Origin of the sequence: Kitasatospora sp. SUK 42 (assembly GCF_015776785.2) — a bacterium.
Taxonomy (GTDB): Bacteria; Actinomycetota; Actinomycetes; order Streptomycetales; family Streptomycetaceae; genus Kitasatospora.
Genome location: NZ_LFMD02000003.1, coordinates 245,148 through 261,579, shown reverse-complemented (window position 1 = coordinate 261,579; position 16,432 = coordinate 245,148). Strand labels below are relative to the sequence as shown.

General features: G+C 72.1%; 16 protein-coding genes. 6 read left to right on the top strand and 10 right to left on the bottom strand.

Annotated features, from left to right (window positions below; genetic code table 11):
• Nucleotides 1-49: 49 nt before the first annotated feature.
• Complete coding sequence (locus RZ50_RS10795) at nt 50-262, top strand: hypothetical protein (protein ID WP_196947285.1); 213 nt, start codon at nt 50-52, stop codon at nt 260-262.
• A 26-nt stretch (nt 263-288) separates the two neighbouring features.
• A complete protein-coding gene (locus RZ50_RS10790; protein WP_196947300.1) occupies nt 289-660 on the top strand; it encodes a toxin Doc in 372 nt (123 codons plus the stop codon).
• 63 nt (nt 661-723) lie between these two features.
• On the opposite strand, the gene RZ50_RS10785 is transcribed toward RZ50_RS10790, so the two are convergent.
• The 9 genes from RZ50_RS10785 to RZ50_RS10745 form a co-directional block, all read right to left on the bottom strand.
• Complete coding sequence (locus RZ50_RS10785) at nt 724-1,374, bottom strand: Pr6Pr family membrane protein (RefSeq protein ID WP_196947286.1); 651 nt, start codon at nt 1,372-1,374, stop codon at nt 724-726.
• A gap of 153 nt (nt 1,375-1,527) precedes the next feature.
• Nucleotides 1,528-2,184, bottom strand: coding sequence for a response regulator transcription factor (locus RZ50_RS10780; RefSeq protein ID WP_308271776.1), 657 nt, complete (start codon nt 2,182-2,184; stop codon nt 1,528-1,530).
• Nucleotides 2,185-2,270: 86 nt separating this feature from the next.
• Nucleotides 2,271-3,548, bottom strand: a complete 1,278-nt coding sequence (locus RZ50_RS10775) for a sensor histidine kinase (protein WP_196947288.1) — start codon at nt 3,546-3,548, stop codon at nt 2,271-2,273.
• The gene (locus tag RZ50_RS10770) at nt 3,545-4,558 is read right to left on the bottom strand and encodes a hypothetical protein (RefSeq protein ID WP_196947289.1); all 1,014 of its coding nucleotides are present in this window, start codon (nt 4,556-4,558) and stop codon (nt 3,545-3,547) included. The genes RZ50_RS10775 and RZ50_RS10770 overlap by 4 nt, the downstream gene beginning before the upstream one ends.
• 111 nt (nt 4,559-4,669) lie before the next feature.
• Nucleotides 4,670-5,203: a GNAT family N-acetyltransferase gene (locus RZ50_RS10765; RefSeq protein WP_196947290.1), complete on the bottom strand. Its 534-nt coding sequence runs from the start codon at nt 5,201-5,203 to the stop codon at nt 4,670-4,672.
• Between the two features lie 76 nt (nt 5,204-5,279).
• A complete protein-coding gene (locus RZ50_RS10760) occupies nt 5,280-6,359 on the bottom strand; it encodes a hypothetical protein (RefSeq protein ID WP_196947291.1) in 1,080 nt (359 codons plus the stop codon).
• Between the two features lie 14 nt (nt 6,360-6,373).
• Nucleotides 6,374-7,423 (bottom strand): hypothetical protein, encoded by a 1,050-nt coding sequence (locus tag RZ50_RS10755; protein ID WP_196947292.1) that lies wholly within the window; start codon nt 7,421-7,423, stop codon nt 6,374-6,376.
• Between the two features lie 5 nt (nt 7,424-7,428).
• Nucleotides 7,429-9,564: a hypothetical protein gene (locus RZ50_RS10750; RefSeq protein WP_196947293.1), complete on the bottom strand. Its 2,136-nt coding sequence runs from the start codon at nt 9,562-9,564 to the stop codon at nt 7,429-7,431.
• 21 nt (nt 9,565-9,585) lie between these two features.
• The gene (locus RZ50_RS10745; RefSeq protein WP_196947294.1) at nt 9,586-10,044 is read right to left on the bottom strand and encodes a hypothetical protein; all 459 of its coding nucleotides are present in this window, start codon (nt 10,042-10,044) and stop codon (nt 9,586-9,588) included.
• 263 nt (nt 10,045-10,307) lie between these two features.
• On the opposite strand from RZ50_RS10745, the gene RZ50_RS10740 reads away from it, so the two are divergent.
• From RZ50_RS10740 to RZ50_RS10725, 4 genes are all read left to right on the top strand, one after another.
• Nucleotides 10,308-11,483 (top strand): CaiB/BaiF CoA-transferase family protein, encoded by a 1,176-nt coding sequence (locus RZ50_RS10740; protein ID WP_308271581.1) that lies wholly within the window; start codon nt 10,308-10,310, stop codon nt 11,481-11,483.
• Nucleotides 11,484-11,485: 2 nt separating this feature from the next.
• Entirely contained in the window at nt 11,486-12,628 is a 1,143-nt protein-coding gene (locus RZ50_RS10735) for an acyl-CoA dehydrogenase family protein (RefSeq protein ID WP_196947295.1), read from the top strand.
• 83 nt (nt 12,629-12,711) lie between these two features.
• Nucleotides 12,712-13,926: an acetyl-CoA C-acetyltransferase gene (locus tag RZ50_RS10730; protein WP_196947296.1), complete on the top strand. Its 1,215-nt coding sequence runs from the start codon at nt 12,712-12,714 to the stop codon at nt 13,924-13,926.
• Nucleotides 13,927-13,964: 38 nt separating this feature from the next.
• A complete protein-coding gene (locus tag RZ50_RS10725; protein WP_196947297.1) occupies nt 13,965-16,148 on the top strand; it encodes a 3-hydroxyacyl-CoA dehydrogenase NAD-binding domain-containing protein in 2,184 nt (727 codons plus the stop codon).
• A gap of 8 nt (nt 16,149-16,156) precedes the next feature.
• Here the strand turns inward: RZ50_RS10725 and RZ50_RS10720 are convergent.
• A partial coding sequence (locus RZ50_RS10720) for a transposase (RefSeq protein ID WP_217680482.1) occupies nt 16,157-16,432 on the bottom strand: 276 nt, incomplete at its 5' end.

The following is a 16,432-nucleotide window of genomic DNA, read 5'->3' as shown; positions in this document are numbered from 1 at the left end:
TTCGTCGGTGGTGCTCCCAACTCCCGTACGCTCCAGTACCATCGGCGGCATGCCAGCGCTCAACATCGAGTACACGGAGCACGAGCTCGCCGCGATCCGCGAGGCCGCCGCCGCGGACGGCAAGAGCGTGAAGGCGTACGTCCACGACCTGAGCGTGCGGGAGCAGCAGCGCCGGGTGTTCGTGGACCACGCGGTGGCGTTCTGGAAGTCGCACCAGGCGGAGTTCGACGCCGCGTTCCCGGAGGACGCCCCCGCCGCGTGAGCGCCGACGGCGGGTGGGGCGCGGGGATGCTGCTGCACGTCGACCTGCGCTGGCTGCTCGACGTGCAGGAGCTGGCCTCCCCGGAGGACCTCAGCGTGCGCGACTACTCGGCCCTTCAGGCCGCCGTCGCCCGGCACCGGGTGAACACCGCCCAGCTCGGCCACGACGCCGACCCCGCCTGGTGCGCGGCCACCCTGATGCACACCATCGTGCTGCTGCGCCCGCTGCCGGTGCGCAACAACCTGTACGCCTGCATGACGACGGCCGCGTACATGCACGCGGCCGGAGAGGGGATCGACCCGCCGTACGGGGCGCTGGTCGAGCTGGCCCGCGACATCGCCGAGGGCGGGGCGGACGTGTACGCGGCGGCCGACCGGATCCGCGCCTGGCGGATCTGAGCCCCTGTCGGGCCCCGGGTTTTCCGGCCCGGGCGTCCGGAAACCGTCGGCCGCCGCGTGGTGCTACGCCTTGGGCGTGGGCCGCAGCTTCGCCGCGACCAGCGTGCCCAGCCGGTCCAGCCCGACCACGAGCGCGGCCAGCACGATGAACTCGACGGTCAGCAGGGCGATCTGACCCCAGACGTAGCCGTAGCCCTTGGTGGTCGGGTCGAAGAAGAAGTACGGGTACGGCGTCGGGTAGTCGTCGAACAGCGCGTTGCGGGTGAGCACGATCGCCGCGTAGCCGAGCGGGAAGGCCAGCCAGAGCGGTACGTCCTTCCAGGCCGACGCGTTGCGCGGCTTCAGCACCAGCCAGTCGATGACCACCATGACCGGCGTGACGTAGTGCAGGAAGAAGGACGACCAGTGCGCGAGCCGGTCCGGCCCGCTGACCAGCCCGGGCAGCGGGTTGGCGCCGTGTTCGAGGAGGATGTGCGAGACCAGCCCGGTGATCAGTATGTACAGCGTGGCGGCGCCGCGCAGCCGGGGCGCGGGCGCGTCCACCGTGCCGCGCCTGGTCATCCAGTACACCGCGCCGATGAAGTAGCCGAGCACGATCACATTGCTCTGCACGGTGAAGTACACCAGTGGCGCGGTCCCGAGGGACAGGCCGAGGCCCGCCGAGAGCACGATGCCCATGCGCCACCACAGCGCGGGACGGGTCCGGACTGTCATGCGGCCGCCAATTCATTTCAGCCGATACGGGAGGTATCGGACGGTTGGGAGGGGGAAGGTCGCACTCTACTCGCTGGTCCCGGCCGCATGGAACCTGCGTGCGAGCGCCCCGGGGTCGCCGCCCGGCCGTCAATTCGCCCGTTGCCACGGCCGTCACTTCGGCAGGACGAACCCCGACTCGTAGGCCGCGATCACCGCCTGGGTGCGGTCCCGCGCGCCCAACTTGGCCAGCACGCTGCCGACATGGGTCTTCACCGTCTCCTGGCTCACCACCAGTTGCCGCGCGATCTCGCCGTTGTTGAGCCCGGCGGCCATCAGCCGCAGCACCTGCCCCTCCCGCTCGGTCAGCCGCCCGATCGGCCCGTGGTCTGCGGCGGCCGCCCGGCGGCCGTCCGCGCCGTGCCGCAGCGCGAGCTCGCGCACGGCCGCCGGGAAGAGCAGCGAGTCCCCGCGCGCGACCACCCGCACCGCCTGCACCATCTCCTCCGCCCGCGCCCGCTTCAGCAGGAACCCGGCCGCGCCCGCGCGCAGCGCGTCGTAGACGTGGTCGTCGTGCTCGAAGGTGGTGACCACCAGGATCCTCGGCGGCTCGGCCATCCCGCCGATCAGCTGCTCGGTGGCCCGGATCCCGTTGATGCCGGGCATCCGGACGTCCATCAGCACCACGTCCGGGCGCAGTTCGCGCACCAGCGGGACGACCTCGGCGCCGTCGGCGGCCTCGCCGACCACGGTGAGGTCCGGCTCGGCGTCGATCACCACCCGCAGGCCCGTCCGGACCAGCCGTTCGTCGTCCGCGATCACCACGCGGATGCCGTCCCGGCCGGTGCTTCCCGTGCTCGTGCCTTCCGTGCTCGTGCTTTCCGTACCCAGGTTTCCCGTACCCAGGTTTCCCGTGCTCATCGTGCAGTCCCTCCCACCGGCAGCCAGACGGCCAGCCGCCACGTCGTCCCGTCCTCGTTCGGCCCCGAGGTGCTGCCACCGCGCAGGGCCGTCACGCGTTCCCCGATCCCGCGCAGCCCGCGCCCGCCGCCGGGGCGGCTCGGGCGGGCGGCCGGGTCGAGCGGGTTGGTCAGCTCGATCTCCAGCCGGCCCGCGTCCAGCGCGACCCGCAGCCCGGCCGGGGCGCGCCCGGCGTGCCGCAGCACGTTGGTCAGGCCCTCCTGCACGATCCGGTACGCCTCGCGGGAGACCTCGGTGGGCAGCGCGCCCAGGCCTGGGGCCAGCTCGGCGTCCACCGTCACGCCGGTGCGGGCGAGTTGACGCAACAGGTCGTCCAGCCCGGCGAGGGTCGGGCCGGCCGGTCCGGCGTTGTCGGCGGTGTCCTCCTCGCGTAGTAGCCCGAGCACGGTGTCCAGTTCGGCGACGGCCGACCGCGCGGTCTCCTCGATCGCCCGCAGCGCCTCGGCTGCGAAGTCCGGGTCGGTGCGCAGCACCCGGGCGGCCGCCGAGGCCTGGATGCCGACCGCGCTGAGCGCGTGCCCGACCGAGTCGTGCAGTTCGCGGGCCAGCCGGTTGCGCTGGGCGAGCATGGTGGCCCGGCGCTCGGCGGCGGCCAGCCGCTCCTCCGGGGTCGGGCCGAGCAGCGCGGGCGCCCAACGGGCCAGCAGGGCGCCGCAGGCGGCGTTGGCGGTGAGGATCAGGAGCAGGACGGCGAGGCCGAGCGTGGGGCCGGTCAGCATCCAGTAGGGGAAACGGTCCTCCCAGAACCGGATGAGGTCCTGGGCCCCGCCGAAGCTGAACAGCAGCACCACCGCGAACGGCACCCCGGCCAGCGTCGTCCCGGCGACCACCCCGCCGAGGAACACGTGCAGCACGAACCAGAGCGCGGTGCGCCATCGGGCCGCCCACCCGCGGGCCGGCCCCGAGGCCAGATCCTCCGGCCGGTCCACCGCGCACAGCGCCCGTGCGGCCGAGCCCTCCAGCCCCCGGACGGTCGGCACCAGGGCGGTGACGGCCGCCATCGGCAGTGAGAGGAACAGCGAGAGGAACTGCATCTCCACCTGCCGGGCGTGCCCCTGGGCCGGGTTGAGCGCCCCGAGCATCACCACCGACAGCAGCCAGTACGGCATCAGCAGCGCGCCGCCCAGCACCAGGTGCACCCAGCGCAGCCGGGCCCGCCGCCCGAGCAACACCCCCGCCGTCCGCCGCAGCCGGCCTCCCGCCCCCGTGTTCATCTGGGTGACTCTACGTCAGGGGTGCCCGGAAGGGCCGCCCGTCCGAAGGCCGCCCGCTCGGAGGCCGCTCGTTCGGTCAGTGCCACCGCGCCGACCGCCAGCACCAGCACCCCGGCCACCACCTGGGCGGTCTGCACCAGGGTCAGCAGCCCGGGCACCGCCGTCCGCAGGTCGGTCACCCTGGTCGCGGTCGCGCCGAAAGCCACCGTCTGCCAGCAGCCCCAGCCGAACAGCGAACCGGCCGCCGTCCAGGCCACCAGCAGCGGCCCGAGCAGCCGCCGCCCCGGCCGGATCCGGAACACCGGCACCAGCAGCGCCGCCGGAGCGGCCACGGCCATCACCGCGATCACCGCGTTCATCACCGCCGTGCCCACGGCCCGCTCCTGTGCCAGCGCGACCGGCAGCCCGACCGCGCCGCCCGCCGCCCAGTACACCCGGGCCGCCGCGACCCCGAGGCCCAGCAGCGCCGCGGCGCAGCCGAGGCCGCGCTGCACGGCCAGGGTGGGGGAGCGCGGCAGGTCGCCGATCCTCTCGCGGAACAGCCCGGCCCAGCGCCGCCGGGCGTACAGCACGAAGGCGGTGATCAGCGCCAGGCCCTGCACCGCGAACCCGCCGTACACGAGCAGGAAGATCCAGCCGTCGAGGCCCTTGCCGTCGTCGTGCCGGTCGCCGTGCTCCGGCCCTACCAGCAGGGTGCCCAGCAGGAGCGGCGGCAGCGCGACCAGGACGGTGCCGAGCAGCCCGGTCGCCACCCACATCGGGAACGCCACCAGCCCGGCCGGCGCCCGCCGCCCCCATGGCCGTACGAAGGCCAGCGCGAGGGCCACCGCGATGGCGTCCATGCCGAAGGTGAGCAGGTTGACCAGCCAGAGCCGGTCCAGCTCGCCGGGGTCGCCCGCCCCCACGGGGTGCCCGGTCAGCCACAGGAGTTTGAGCGTCAGATACGGCACCGTCGCCGCCACGGCGGTCCAGGCCGCTCCAGCGCGCACCGCGCCTTCGTCGATCCTCATGCCCTCCACGGTCCCGCCGCGCCCCGGGCCCGGTCCTCCGCCCGGGGCGCGATCCCCCTCCCCCTGGTGGGGGATTTCCGGCCGGGGGTCTCTGGCCGGGGGATCCCCGGCTCACGCCATGCGGTGGATCACCCGCTCCTCGTCGTCGACCCGCCCGTCCGGGTCCGCCACCAGCCCGAGCCGCCCGGCGAGCCTGCGGGAGGGCAGGTTGTCCGCCCGGATGAGCGCGGTCACCGGAACCCCGGGGAACCGGGGCAGCGCCTCGGCCATCGCCGCCCGCGCCGCCTCCGCCGCGTACCCCGCGCCCCAGGCGGACGGACGGAACCGGTAGTAGAGGTTGAACACCTGCTCCCCGTCCAGCGTGTACAGACAGAGCCCGGCGAACCCGATGACCACCTCCGGCTCCTCCCGCGTCGCCACGGCGCAGTACCCCACCCCGTCCCGCACCCAGTCGGCGACGAACCCGTCCAGCATCTCCCGCGCCTGCGCGAGGTCCCGCTGCGGCCCGTGCGGGTTGTACCGGTTGGTCTCCGGATCCCCGTGGACGGCGAACACCGCCTCCACATCACCCTCTTGCGGCCGCGTGAGCACCAGCCGCTCGGAGACGGCAACGATCGCGCGAGCGCTGCGGTGGACAGTGGTCATGGCGCTTCCCCCGTATCATGCGTAATAGGTCGATCGCACAATAGACCATTACGCCACCAACCGCCCGCCCGATTTCCTACAGGATCGGCTCACACCCGATCGCCTTGCCCCCGGCGGCGAGGAACTGCTTCCAGGTCTCGTCGGAGGTGTCGAACAGGTATCCGAGCTGCCTGATCGTGCGGATCCGGAAATAGACGGGTCGATCGTGGCAGGTCACCACGATCTCGTCCCGCGGGATGGGACCAACCCAGCGCGCGCGGCCGAACGCCGGCGAGGTGTCCCGGTCGGTGGCGTCCAACCGGAGCCGGGGCTCGGTGGCGATGACGAGGGAGGAGGTGCCCTCGTGATCACCCTCCGGCGTGATCTCGCAGGTCCACAGTGGATCGGACCCGGCGGTCACGGCCTCCTTGTACCGCTTGCCGGGCGCGCGCTGGACGGTGATCCCCGGCAGGCCGCAGACGGCGTCGCCGTCGAGCTCCCGCTCGGCGGCGGCCGGGGTCAGCTCGCGCAGGGTGGGCAGCGGCGCCCTGCCGCAGCCGCGCCGGTCCGCGATGCGGTCGGCCGTTGACACGGCGAGCCGGGCGAACTTCAGGGCGTCGGGCTGCTTCTTGTCGTACACGGTGACCCGGGCCCACAGCCCGTTGGGACAGCCCTCGGGGAGCAGCGCCCACGCCTCCGAGCCACGGACGGCGCCGACCGCGCCGCCGTTCGCCGAGGCGGCGAACGTCCGGGCGCCGGGGGTGAACGGGAGGTGGAAGACGTCCTTGCTCTGGTCGAGGGACACCATGACGGTCCGGTCGTCGCCGAACATCCCGCCGGCCACCGTCACGGCGCACACCGCCGTGCCGCGGCTCACGTTCCCCTCGTACGGCTCCGCGCTGACCTTGCCCGACCCGAGCACGTCGTTCACCGCTCGTGAGTTCACCACGCCGTCGCACACGCTCTTCGGGCCGTAGTCGTTGGTCATGTCGTCCCTCAGCAGCACCCACCCGCCGATCGCCAGGCCGACCGCCGTCGCCACCACCACGGCTGCCGCGATCCAGGCCCGTACGCGCAGGGCGCGGGTGGTGAACCCGCGCCGATCGAGTGCCGCACTGATGCGTCCGGCAGGGCCCGCAGCGGAGTCGCCGGGCTTGTCGTCGTCCTTGGTTTCCACAGTCCGCTGCTCCCTCAGAGGATCGGCTCGCAGCCGATCGCCTTGCCGCCGGCGGTGAGGAACTGGCGTACGAGGTCCTTCTGATCGGAGAACAGGTAGTCCCCGCGGCCGCCGGCGAGGGCCGCTTCGTGGCCGCCGTCGATGGTGAAGTAGACCTCCCGGCCCTGACAGGTTGCGGCGTACGTGCCCCGGGCGACCAACTTCGCCCGCCCGTACGGGTCCGCGTCGGGGTGGGGGGTCGCGGTGGCGGCCCGCGGCTCGGTGGTGATCGCGAGGATCTGCGGCAGGCCGAGCTTGTTCGGCCCGCTGATCGTGCAGGTCCAGATCGGGTCGAACGCGGTGGTGACCTGCTGCCGGTACGCCCACTGGGCGTTCGGGTCCTTCGCGGGTGCGAGCCCGGGCAGGCCGCAGAGGTTGTTCCAGTCCGGGTCCGTCTCGGCGCCCCTCGCGGAGAGGCTCGTCGGTGCGGGGAGCACGTGGTCCGCGCAGGAGCGGTTCCTGGCTGCCCCGTTGGCGAAGGCGACGGCCAGCCTGGCCCTGGCCTCGTCGTGCCCCTCCACGTGGGTGCGCACCTCGGCGCGCAGGCCCTTCGGGCATCCTTCGGGAAGCAGGGCCCACGCCAGGTCGGGGGTCACCGCGCCGGCCGAACCGCCGGAGAACAGCCGGGCGTTCCCCGCGGCGAACTCACGAGGGCCCTCCTGGTTGGGCCTGACGGTGAACCACACCTCCTTCTTGCTGGTCTCGAACAGGCCTGAGGTGACCGTGGCGATGCAGGTGTTCCCGGTGGAGACCCCGGTCCGATCGTAGAATCCGCTCTTGTACTCACTGATCCGCCCGGGCCCCGCCGCGTCGTGCACCTGGTCCGCCGTGGCGGCCCCGTCGCACACGCTGCCCGGCCCGCCGACGTTCGTCAGCCGGTACGCAGCGAACCCTGTCGCCCCGGCCAGGATGAGGGAGAGTGCCAGCGTCACCACCACCAACCGCCTCTTCCGGGCGCGTGTGGCGGAGGTGCGTTCGGCGAGGCCGGCGGGAGTGCCCGAGTCTTCGTTGTCGTTGATCTTCACGGCCCTCACGCCTTGCCGAACGCGCTGTGGTAGGTGGTGTTGATTCCGTTGTTGTAGAACTCGCTCGCATCGTGCTGCAGCAGGTTCGGAACGGAGCCGGTGTCAGCGCTGTCCCAGCCGACACCGTATTGGCCCGCCTTTTCTTTGAGCATCCCTTCCAACTGGATGCGCCCCGCCGAGAACTTGGAACTCACATCAGCTGCGGTGCCTACGTCGACGCTGTCCTTGGCGGCATTGGTGTAATCGGCGGTGCCGATGTCGACGAGGCGCTGTGCCATGTCGCCCAGCGGCAATACCTTCGAGACGACCGGTAGAAGGCCCACCGGCGTCCCGGCCTCGTGGTAGAGCATCCTCTGTTGCCAGTCGAGGCCCGCCTTCCTCTCGTCCGCGTGGTCGGTGGCCGCCTTGGCGAACGCCGCGTCGAGACCACCGAGCGCCTGGGCGGACTCCTTCGTGAAGGCCTCCAACTTGTAGTTCGGGCGCCTCGTGCCATCGGGTTGGAAGGCCTCCGGTCCGTACTCGTCGAGGCGGCGGGCGATCTCCTTGGTCTCGGCCTGGTGGATGATCTGGAACGTGTCCGGGTCGTCCAGGGCGCCACGGATCACGCGCAGCAGTTGCTCCGGCTTGGCGGTCAGCCCGTTCGGCTGGGACGGGTGCTGCAGGTCCTTGCTGAGGATCTCGTGCATGTCCGGGGCGTAGTCGGCGAGCATCCTGGCCACCGGCTTGCGGAGGACCTCCGCCACCGTGGTGTCCTTGGGGTCGCTTCCACCGAGGGTCTTGAGCGTCTCGTCCATGATCCGCACGCCGACCTGATCGTGCGGAGCCGGGTGCTGGTTCTTGGCGGGGCCGTGGCTGGTCGTGGCGTCCTCCAGCATGTCGGCGAACAGCTTGTGGGAGGTGTCGCGCAGGACGTCCGTGGGGAGCTTGCGCTCCTGGTCCTCATCGAGCCAGTCGCGGTCCTTGAGCAGGTGGACGAGGTTCTTGTTCTGGCTGGGGTCGAGGAACGCCTGGGCCGTGTCCCGGTCGCCCTTCATCATCCTCAGCAGCGGGGCCAGCGGGTCACCGTTGCGGGGGTCGTAGGAGAACTGCGGGCCCCACAGGTCATCGCCCTTGAGCTTGGTGGAGGCCTCGTAGTCCAGCAGGTCGGTTCCGACCCTGCGCACGAAGGCCTTGTCGAACGTTCCCTTCGCCGCCATGAGTGCGGTGAGCGCCGGGTAGTTGTCGTTCAACCCCACTGCCCCGGGGGTGGGACGACGGGCGGCCGCGAAGAGGTCGGACTCCCAGTCCTTGCCCATGCCACCGTCGCGGGTGGCGGTGGCGAGGACCACGGACAGGTCGCCGTAGACGTCCTGATAGCCCTTGGCGTTGTGCTTGCCGTGGGCGAGGCCGTCCAGGATCTTGGTGTACTCCAGGAAGGCCTCCGGGCCCGACTTGGCCCCGTACTTGAGGCCGTTGAGCAGCGTGGTGGAGAAGTCCTTGTTCTCCGCGTTGGCGGCCAGCAGAGTCTCCAGCTCCTTGAGCTGGTCGTCGGTCAGGCCGCCGACCGTGGACATCAGCTCGGTGGCCCGCTTGGCGTCGGTGACCGGACCGGTGCCGCCCGGGGTGGGGTTGAAGGCGGTGTTGCTGGTGCCGATGTCGGTCTGGAGGTGGAGGGTGGCCCGCTGGTCGGCCGCGGTGGCCTTCTCGACGGCCTTGCTCAGGCGGTCCGAGATGGCCTTGGACTTGGCGGCCAGGTCCCGTGCCAGTACCTCGCCGTCGGTGTCGTTCCTGGCCCCCTTCGGCAGCGTCCAGCTGACCGTGCCGTCCGCGGAGACGGTCAGGTCCTCGGCCTGCGCGTCGTGGAGCGCCGCGTCGAGGTCGCGGCGGGCGGCGGCGAAGTCCTCGGCGGCGGTCTTCATGATCGCGGCGAGGGCGGTGGCGACGGCCGAAGCCTGCTTGAAGTCGCCGTCGATGCCCTGCAGCGCCTTGGTCGCCTCGTCGGCGGCCACGCCTTTCCAGCCGGCCCGCTGTGCGGTGTTGGTGAGGTCCTTGGCGACCCTGCCGTCCAGGGAGGTGAGGGCCTTGGCGACGCCGGACCAGGCCTCGGCGGCGTCGCTGACCGCGGAGAAGTCGGCCTCGTGCAGTTCCTTGAAGGACACCATCTGTCTGTTCCCCTGCCCTGACTAGCGGGCCGCGTTGAGGTCGGCGGCGGTCTTGGCCTCGTTGGCGCCGTAGAACCGCTGGGTCTTGTCGAGGTTGCCGGCGGCGTTGCCGAGCTTGTCGTGCAGGGTCTTGCACTGCTGCATCCACCGCTCGGTGCTGCTGGTGAGGGCGCCGCCGAAGGAGAAGCCGCGGATCCTGGTCGACGCGGTGCTCGCGTACTCGGTGAGGCTGTGCGCGCCGGGGCCGGCCTTGCCGTTGGCGTTGTCGAGGTCGGTGGCGATCTGCCGGGCTATCCCGGCCGAGGCGTTGAGCTCGTGAGGAGTGTCCAACTGGGTGGTGGCCAGGGGAGGCGGGATGAGTGGCACGGGGCTGCCACCGTACGGCGGAGCCGGATCGGCGTACGGAGACTTCTTGGTGGTGCTCGGCGTCGGGTCCGTGGCCGGCGCGACCGGTCCGGTAGTGAAGTACGGGCTGGCCATGTGTGCGCGATCCTCCCCATTCGGCGCAGCGGAAGTTCCCCCCTCCGCAGTGTGACGACCTTACAGGGGGCTGCCGTCAGTGCACCGACGCACCACCCGTGGTGCCGGGTGTGCGGGGAGTGACCGGGTTCACCAAGGGCTGGTCAAGGGGGATTTGGCGACTCGGCGCGGGGTGCGAGGTCTTGTTACCGGCCGGTCGCTTCCCTATCATCGCGAGTGTTACAGCTTTACTGTCAAACCCATCGGAAAGGGTTCAGCAGCCAGTGCGTGACACGAGCGGTGCGCCGGTGGCGAGTGGGCCGTTGGCGGGTGTGCGGGTCGTCGAGCTCGCCGGGATCGGGCCGGGGCCGTTCGCGGCGATGCTGCTGGGCGACCTCGGTGCGGACGTGGTGCGGGTGGACCGCCCGGAGCCCTCGCCGCTCGGGACGGACCCGGCGTACGACCTCTCCAACCGGAACAAGCGGTCGGTCCTGATCGACCTCAAGTCGCCCGAGGGGCCCGGGCGGGTGCTGGACCTGGTCGAACGGGCCGACCTGCTGATCGAGGGCTATCGGCCGGGCGTGGCCGAGCGGCTCGGGGTCGGGCCCGGGGCCTGTCTGGCGCGCAACCCGGCGCTGGTGTACGGCCGGATGACCGGCTGGGGCCAGCAGGGCCCGCGCTCCGCCACCGCCGGGCACGACCTCGGGTACGCGGCGGTGGCCGGGGTGCTCGGCCTGGTCGCGGGCGCCGGGGGCGCGGACGAGCCACCCGGCATCCCGGCCAACCTGCTCGGCGACTACGCGGGCGGCTCGCTCTACCTGGTCGTCGGCCTGCTCGCCGGGCTGCACCACGCCCGGACCACCGGCGAGGGCCAGGTGGTCGACGCCGCGATCGTGGACGGCGCCGCACACCTCGGCGGCATGCTGTGGGGGCTGCTCGCGGCCGGCCACTGGCAGGACAGGCGGGGCGTCAACCTGCTGGACGGCGGCGCGCCGTTCTACGCGATCTACCGGGCGGCCGACGGCGGACACCTCGCGGTGGGCGCGCTGGAGCCCCGCTTCTACGCCGAGTTCGCCCGCCTGCTGGAGCTCGGCCCGGACGCGCCCGACCAGTACGACCCCGCCCGCTGGCCCGAACTGCGCGCCCTGATCGCCGCGCGCTTCGCCACCCGGACGCGGGCGGAGTGGGAGGGCGTCTTCGCCGGTTCGGACGCCTGCGTGGAACCGGTGCTGACGATGCGTCAGTCTGCCGTGGACGAACACCTGTCGGCGCGCGGGACGTACGTGGAGGCGGGCGGCATCACCCAGCCCGCCCCCGCCCCGCGCTTCTCCGCGACCCCCGGCGCGCTGCGCCGCCCGCCCGCCCGGCCGGGCGCCGACACCGCCGAGGTCGCCCGGGACTGGGGCGTACCGGCGCTCGACCAGTGGGCTCCCGACTCCACAGCAGATCAAGGAGAGTAGCGTTGCAGCGCGAGATCTTCACCGAGCAGCACGAGGACTTCCGGGCCACCGTGAAGGCCTTCCTCGCCAAGGAGGTGCTGCCGCACTACGACCGCTGGGAGAAGGCCGGCATCGTCGACCGCTCCGTCTGGCTCGCGGCCGGCCGTCAGGGGCTGCTCGGCATCGCCGTCCCCGAGGAGTACGGCGGTGGCGGCGCCCCGGACTTCCGCTACGCCGCCGTGCTGGCCGAGGAGTTCGCCCGGGCCGGCGCCTCCGGGCTGGCGATCGGTCTGCACAACGACATCATCGGCCCCTACCTCACCTCGCTCGCCACCGAGGAGCAGAAGCGCCGCTGGCTGCCCGGCTTCTGCAGCGGCGAGCTGATCACCGCGATCGCGATGACCGAGCCCGGCACCGGCTCCGACCTGCAGGGCATCCGCACCCAGGCGTACGACCGGGGCGACCACTACCTGCTCAACGGAGCCAAGACCTTCATCTCCAACGGCATCCTCGCCGACCTGGTGATCGTGGTCGCCCGCACCACCCCCGAAGGCGGCGCGCACGGGCTGAGCCTGCTGGCCGTCGAGCGCGGCACCCCCGGCTTCGAGCGCGGCCGCAACCTCGACAAGATCGGCCAGAAGGCCCAGGACACCGCCGAGTTGTTCTTCGAGGACGTCCGGGTGCCGAAGGAGAACCTGCTCGGCGAGCTCAACGGCGGCTTCGTCCACCTGATGCAGAACCTCGCCCAGGAGCGGCTCACCATCGCGGCCGCGGCGATCGCCGGCGCCGAGTACCTGGTCGAGATCACCACCGACTACGTCAAGCAGCGCGAGGCCTTCGGCCGTCCGCTGGCCAGGCTCCAGCACGTCCGCTTCGAGATCGCCGAACTGGCCACCGAGTGCGCGATCACCCGGACCTTCGTCGACCGCTGCATCACCGAGCACAACCGCTACGCGCTCACCCCCGCCGACGCCTCGATGGCCAAGTGGTGGGCCACCGAACTGCAGAAGCGCACCGCCGACCGCTGCCTCCAACTGCACGGAGGCTACGGGTACATGAGCGAGTTCCCGGTCGCGCGGGCGTTCACCGACGGCCGCATCCAGACCATCTACGGCGGCACCACCGAGATCATGAAGGAGATCGTCGGCCGCTCCATCCTCGGCTGAACCCCCGTTCGAGCCGCCGTTCGCCTCTGCTCGCCCCCCTGCTCGCTCCCTGCTCCGAAATCCCGCTGAAAGGCGTTTCCATCGTGACCACCGAAGCGTACGTCTACGACGCGATCCGCACCCCGCGCGGCCGCGGCAAGGCCACCGGCTCGCTGCACGGCACCAAGCCGATCGACCTCGTCGTCGGCCTGATCCACGAACTGCGCCGCCGCTACCCCGAGTTGGACCCGGCCGCGATCGACGACATCGTGCTCGGCGTGGTCAGCCCGGTCGGCGACCAGGGCTCCGACATCGCCCGGATCGCCGCCATCGCGGCGGGCCTGCCCGACACCGTGGCCGGCGTCCAGGAGAACCGCTTCTGCGCCTCCGGACTGGAGGCCGTCAACCTGGCCGCCGCCAAGGTCCGTTCGGGCTGGGAGGACCTGATCCTGGCCGGCGGCGTGGAGTCGATGTCCCGGGTGAAGATGGCCTCCGACGGCGGCGCCTGGTTCGCCGACCCGATGACCGCGTACGAGACCAACTTCGCCCCCCAGGGCATCGGCGCCGACCTCATCGCCACCATCGAGGGCTACTCCCGCACCGACGTGGACGCCTTCGCCGCCGAGTCCCAGGCCCGCGCCGCCAAGGCCCAGGCGGACGGCCTGTTCGACCGCTCGGTGGTCCCGGTGCGCGACCGCAACGGCCTGGTCGTGCTGGAGCGCGACGAGTTCATCCGCCCCGGCACCACCGTCGAGACCCTGGCCGGCCTCAAGCCCTCCTTCGCCGCCATCGGCGAGGCCGGCGGCTTCGACGCCGTCGCCCTCCAGAAGTACCACTGGGTGGAGGCCATCGACCACGTCCACCACGCGGGCAACTCCTCCGGCATCGTGGACGGCGCCGCCCTCGTCGCCATCGGCAACCGTGAGGTCGGCGAGCGGTACGGGCTGCGCCCGCGCGCCCGGATCGTCTCCGCCGCCGTCTCCGGCTCCGAGCCGACCATCATGCTCACCGGCCCCGCCCCGGCCACCCGCAAGGCGCTCGCCAAGGCCGGGCTGACCGCCGCCGACATCGACCTGGTGGAGATCAACGAGGCCTTCGCGGCGGTCGCGCTGCGCTTCATCCGCGAACTCGGCTTCCGCCACGACCAGGTGAACGTCAACGGCGGCGCGATCGCCCTCGGCCACCCGCTCGGCGCCACCGGCGCGATGCTGCTCGGCACCGTGATCGACGAGCTGGAGCGGCGCGACCTGCGCTACGGCCTGATCACCCTCTGCGTGGGCGGCGGCATGGGCATCGCCACCGTCGTCGAGCGCGTCTGACTCCCTCCCTCCCCGGTAGACCTGGAGACCTTGAACCCATGAGCGACACCACCACCATCCGCTGGGAGCAGGACCAGGACGGCGTGGTCACCCTCGTCCTCGACGACCCCACCCAGTCCGTCAACACCATGAACGAGGCCTTCACCGCCGACTTCGAGGCCGTCGTCGAGCGCCTGGCCGCCCTCGGGGACGCGCTGCGCGGCGTGGTGATCACCTCCGGCAAGAAGACCTTCTTCGCCGGCGGCGACCTGCGGATGCTCTCCGCGGCCCGCCCCGAGGACGCCGAGGCCGTCTTCGAGAAGTCCATGCGGATCAAGCGCTCCCTGCGCAGGCTGGAGACCCTCGGCAAGCCCGTCGTCGCCGCCGTCAACGGCAGCGCCCTCGGCGGCGGCCTGGAGATCGCCCTCGCCTGCCACCACCGGATCGCCCTGAACACCCCCGCCAGCCGGCTCGGCCTGCCCGAGGTCACCCTCGGCCTGCTGCCGGGCGGCGGCGGGGTGGTCCGCACGGTGCGGCTGTTCGGCATCACGGACGCCCTGCTGAAGTTCCTGCTGGAAGGCCGCCAGTACCGGCCCGCGCAGGCGCTGGAGCACGGGCTGGTGCACGAACTGGTCGACACCCCGGAGGAGTTGACGGCCAGGGCGAAGGCCTGGATCGAGGCCAACCCGACCGCCGTCCAGCCCTGGGACGTCAAGGGCCACAAGATCCCCGGCGGCACCCCCGCCACCCCCGCCTTCGCCGCCAACCTGCCCGCCTTCCCGGCCAACCTGCGCAAGCAGCTGAACGGCGCGCCCTACCCGGCCCCGCGCAACGTGCTGGCCGCCGCGGTGGAGAGCGCCCAGGTCGACGTCGACACCGCGATGGTGATCGAGGCCCGCTACTTCACCGAGCTGGCCTGCGGGCAGACCAGCAAGAACATGATCCAGGCGCTGTTCTTCGACATGCAGGCGGTCAACTCCGGTGCCGGGCGCCCCAAGGACGTCGAGAAGCGGCAGGTCCGCAAGGTCGCCGTGCTCGGCGCCGGGATGATGGGCGCCGGCATCGCCTACGCCTGCGCCAAGGCCGGCATCGACGTCGTGCTCAAGGACGTGAGCGCCGAGGCCGCCGAGCGCGGAAAGGCCTACTCCGAGGGGCTGTTGAACAAGGCCATCGCCCGCGGCCGCTCCACCGAGGCCAAGCGCGACGCCCTGCTCGCCCGGATCACCCCCACCGCCGAGGCCGCCGACCTGGCCGGCTGCGACGCGGTCATCGAGGCCGTCTTCGAGAACACCGAGCTCAAGCACAAGGTGTTCCAGGAGATCGAGGGCGTCGTCGCGCCCGACGCGCTGCTCTGCTCCAACACCTCCACCCTGCCGATCGGCCTGCTCGCCGAAGGCGTCCAGCGCACCGGCGACTTCATCGGCCTGCACTTCTTCTCGCCGGTCGACAAGATGCGCCTCGTCGAGATCATCCGGGGCCCGCAGACCGGCGACGAGACGCTCGCCCGTGCCTTCGACCTGGTCCGGCAGATCGACAAGACCCCGATCGTGGTCAACGACTCGCGCGGCTTCTTCACCTCCCGGGTGATCGGCCAGTTCATCAACGAAGGCGTCGCCATGGTCGGCGAGGGCATCCACCCCGCCTCCGTCGAGCAGGCCGCCGCCCAGGCCGGCTACCCCGCCAAGGTGCTCTCCCTGATGGACGAGCTCACCCTCACCCTGCCGCGCAAGATCCGCGACGAGTACCGGCGCTCGGTCGAGGCCGCCGGCGGCAGCTGGACGCCGCACCCGGCGGACGCGGTGATCGACCGGATGGTCGACGAGTTCGGCCGCCCCGGGCGCAGCGGCGGCGCGGGCTTCTACGAGTACGGCGAGGACGGCCGCCGCGGCCGGCTCTGGCCCGGACTGCTGGAGCACTTCCCGCAGGCCGACGGCGCGGACCCGGCCGACGTCCCGTTCGAGGACCTCAAGGAGCGGATGCTGTTCAGCGAGGCGCTGGACTCGGTGCGCTGCCTGGAGGAGGGCGTGCTGACCTCGGTCGCCGACGCCAACGTGGGCTCGATCCTGGGCATCGGCTTCCCGGCCTGGACGGGCGGCGTGTTCCAGTACATCAACGGCTACGAGGGCGGCCCGGCCGGCTTCGCGGCCCGCGCCCGCGAACTCGCCGCCGCCTACGGCGAGCGGTTCGCGCCGCCGGCGCTGCTGGAGCGGATCGCGGCGGAGGGGCGGACCTTCACCTCCTAATGCTGTTGTCAAGCAGCCGCTGTGACAGGGAGCCCACGATGGAAGCACTGTCCGTCACGGATGAGGGCCCACAGGACGTTGACGCGGCGGCGGGCCAGGGCAAGGACAGCCTGGGTGTGTCGCTTGCCTTCGGCGCGCTTGCGTTCGTAGAAACGGCGGGACTCCTCGCAGCTGCGGATGCTGATGAGCGCGGAGGTGTAGAAGACGCGTTGCAGCCCGCGGTGGTAGCGCCGGGGGCGGTGCAGGTTTCCGCTGATGTTGCCGGAGTCGCGGGGCACCGGGGC

What these genes read in the sequence shown, in the direction of transcription:
- RZ50_RS10795 (WP_196947285.1), top strand. Translation starts at nt 50, where the DNA reads ATGCCAGCGCTCAACATCGAGTACACGGAGCACGAGCTCGCCGCGATC.
- RZ50_RS10790 (WP_196947300.1), top strand. Translation starts at nt 289, where the DNA reads ATGCTGCTGCACGTCGACCTGCGCTGGCTGCTCGACGTGCAGGAGCTG.
- RZ50_RS10785 (WP_196947286.1), bottom strand. Translation starts at nt 1,374, where the DNA reads ATGACAGTCCGGACCCGTCCCGCGCTGTGGTGGCGCATGGGCATCGTG.
- RZ50_RS10775 (WP_196947288.1), bottom strand. Translation starts at nt 3,548, where the DNA reads ATGAACACGGGGGCGGGAGGCCGGCTGCGGCGGACGGCGGGGGTGTTG.
- RZ50_RS10770 (WP_196947289.1), bottom strand. Translation starts at nt 4,558, where the DNA reads ATGAGGATCGACGAAGGCGCGGTGCGCGCTGGAGCGGCCTGGACCGCC.
- RZ50_RS10765 (WP_196947290.1), bottom strand. Translation starts at nt 5,203, where the DNA reads ATGACCACTGTCCACCGCAGCGCTCGCGCGATCGTTGCCGTCTCCGAG.
- RZ50_RS10750 (WP_196947293.1), bottom strand. Translation starts at nt 9,564, where the DNA reads ATGGTGTCCTTCAAGGAACTGCACGAGGCCGACTTCTCCGCGGTCAGC.
- RZ50_RS10745 (WP_196947294.1), bottom strand. Translation starts at nt 10,044, where the DNA reads ATGGCCAGCCCGTACTTCACTACCGGACCGGTCGCGCCGGCCACGGAC.
- RZ50_RS10725 (WP_196947297.1), top strand. Translation starts at nt 13,965, where the DNA reads ATGAGCGACACCACCACCATCCGCTGGGAGCAGGACCAGGACGGCGTG.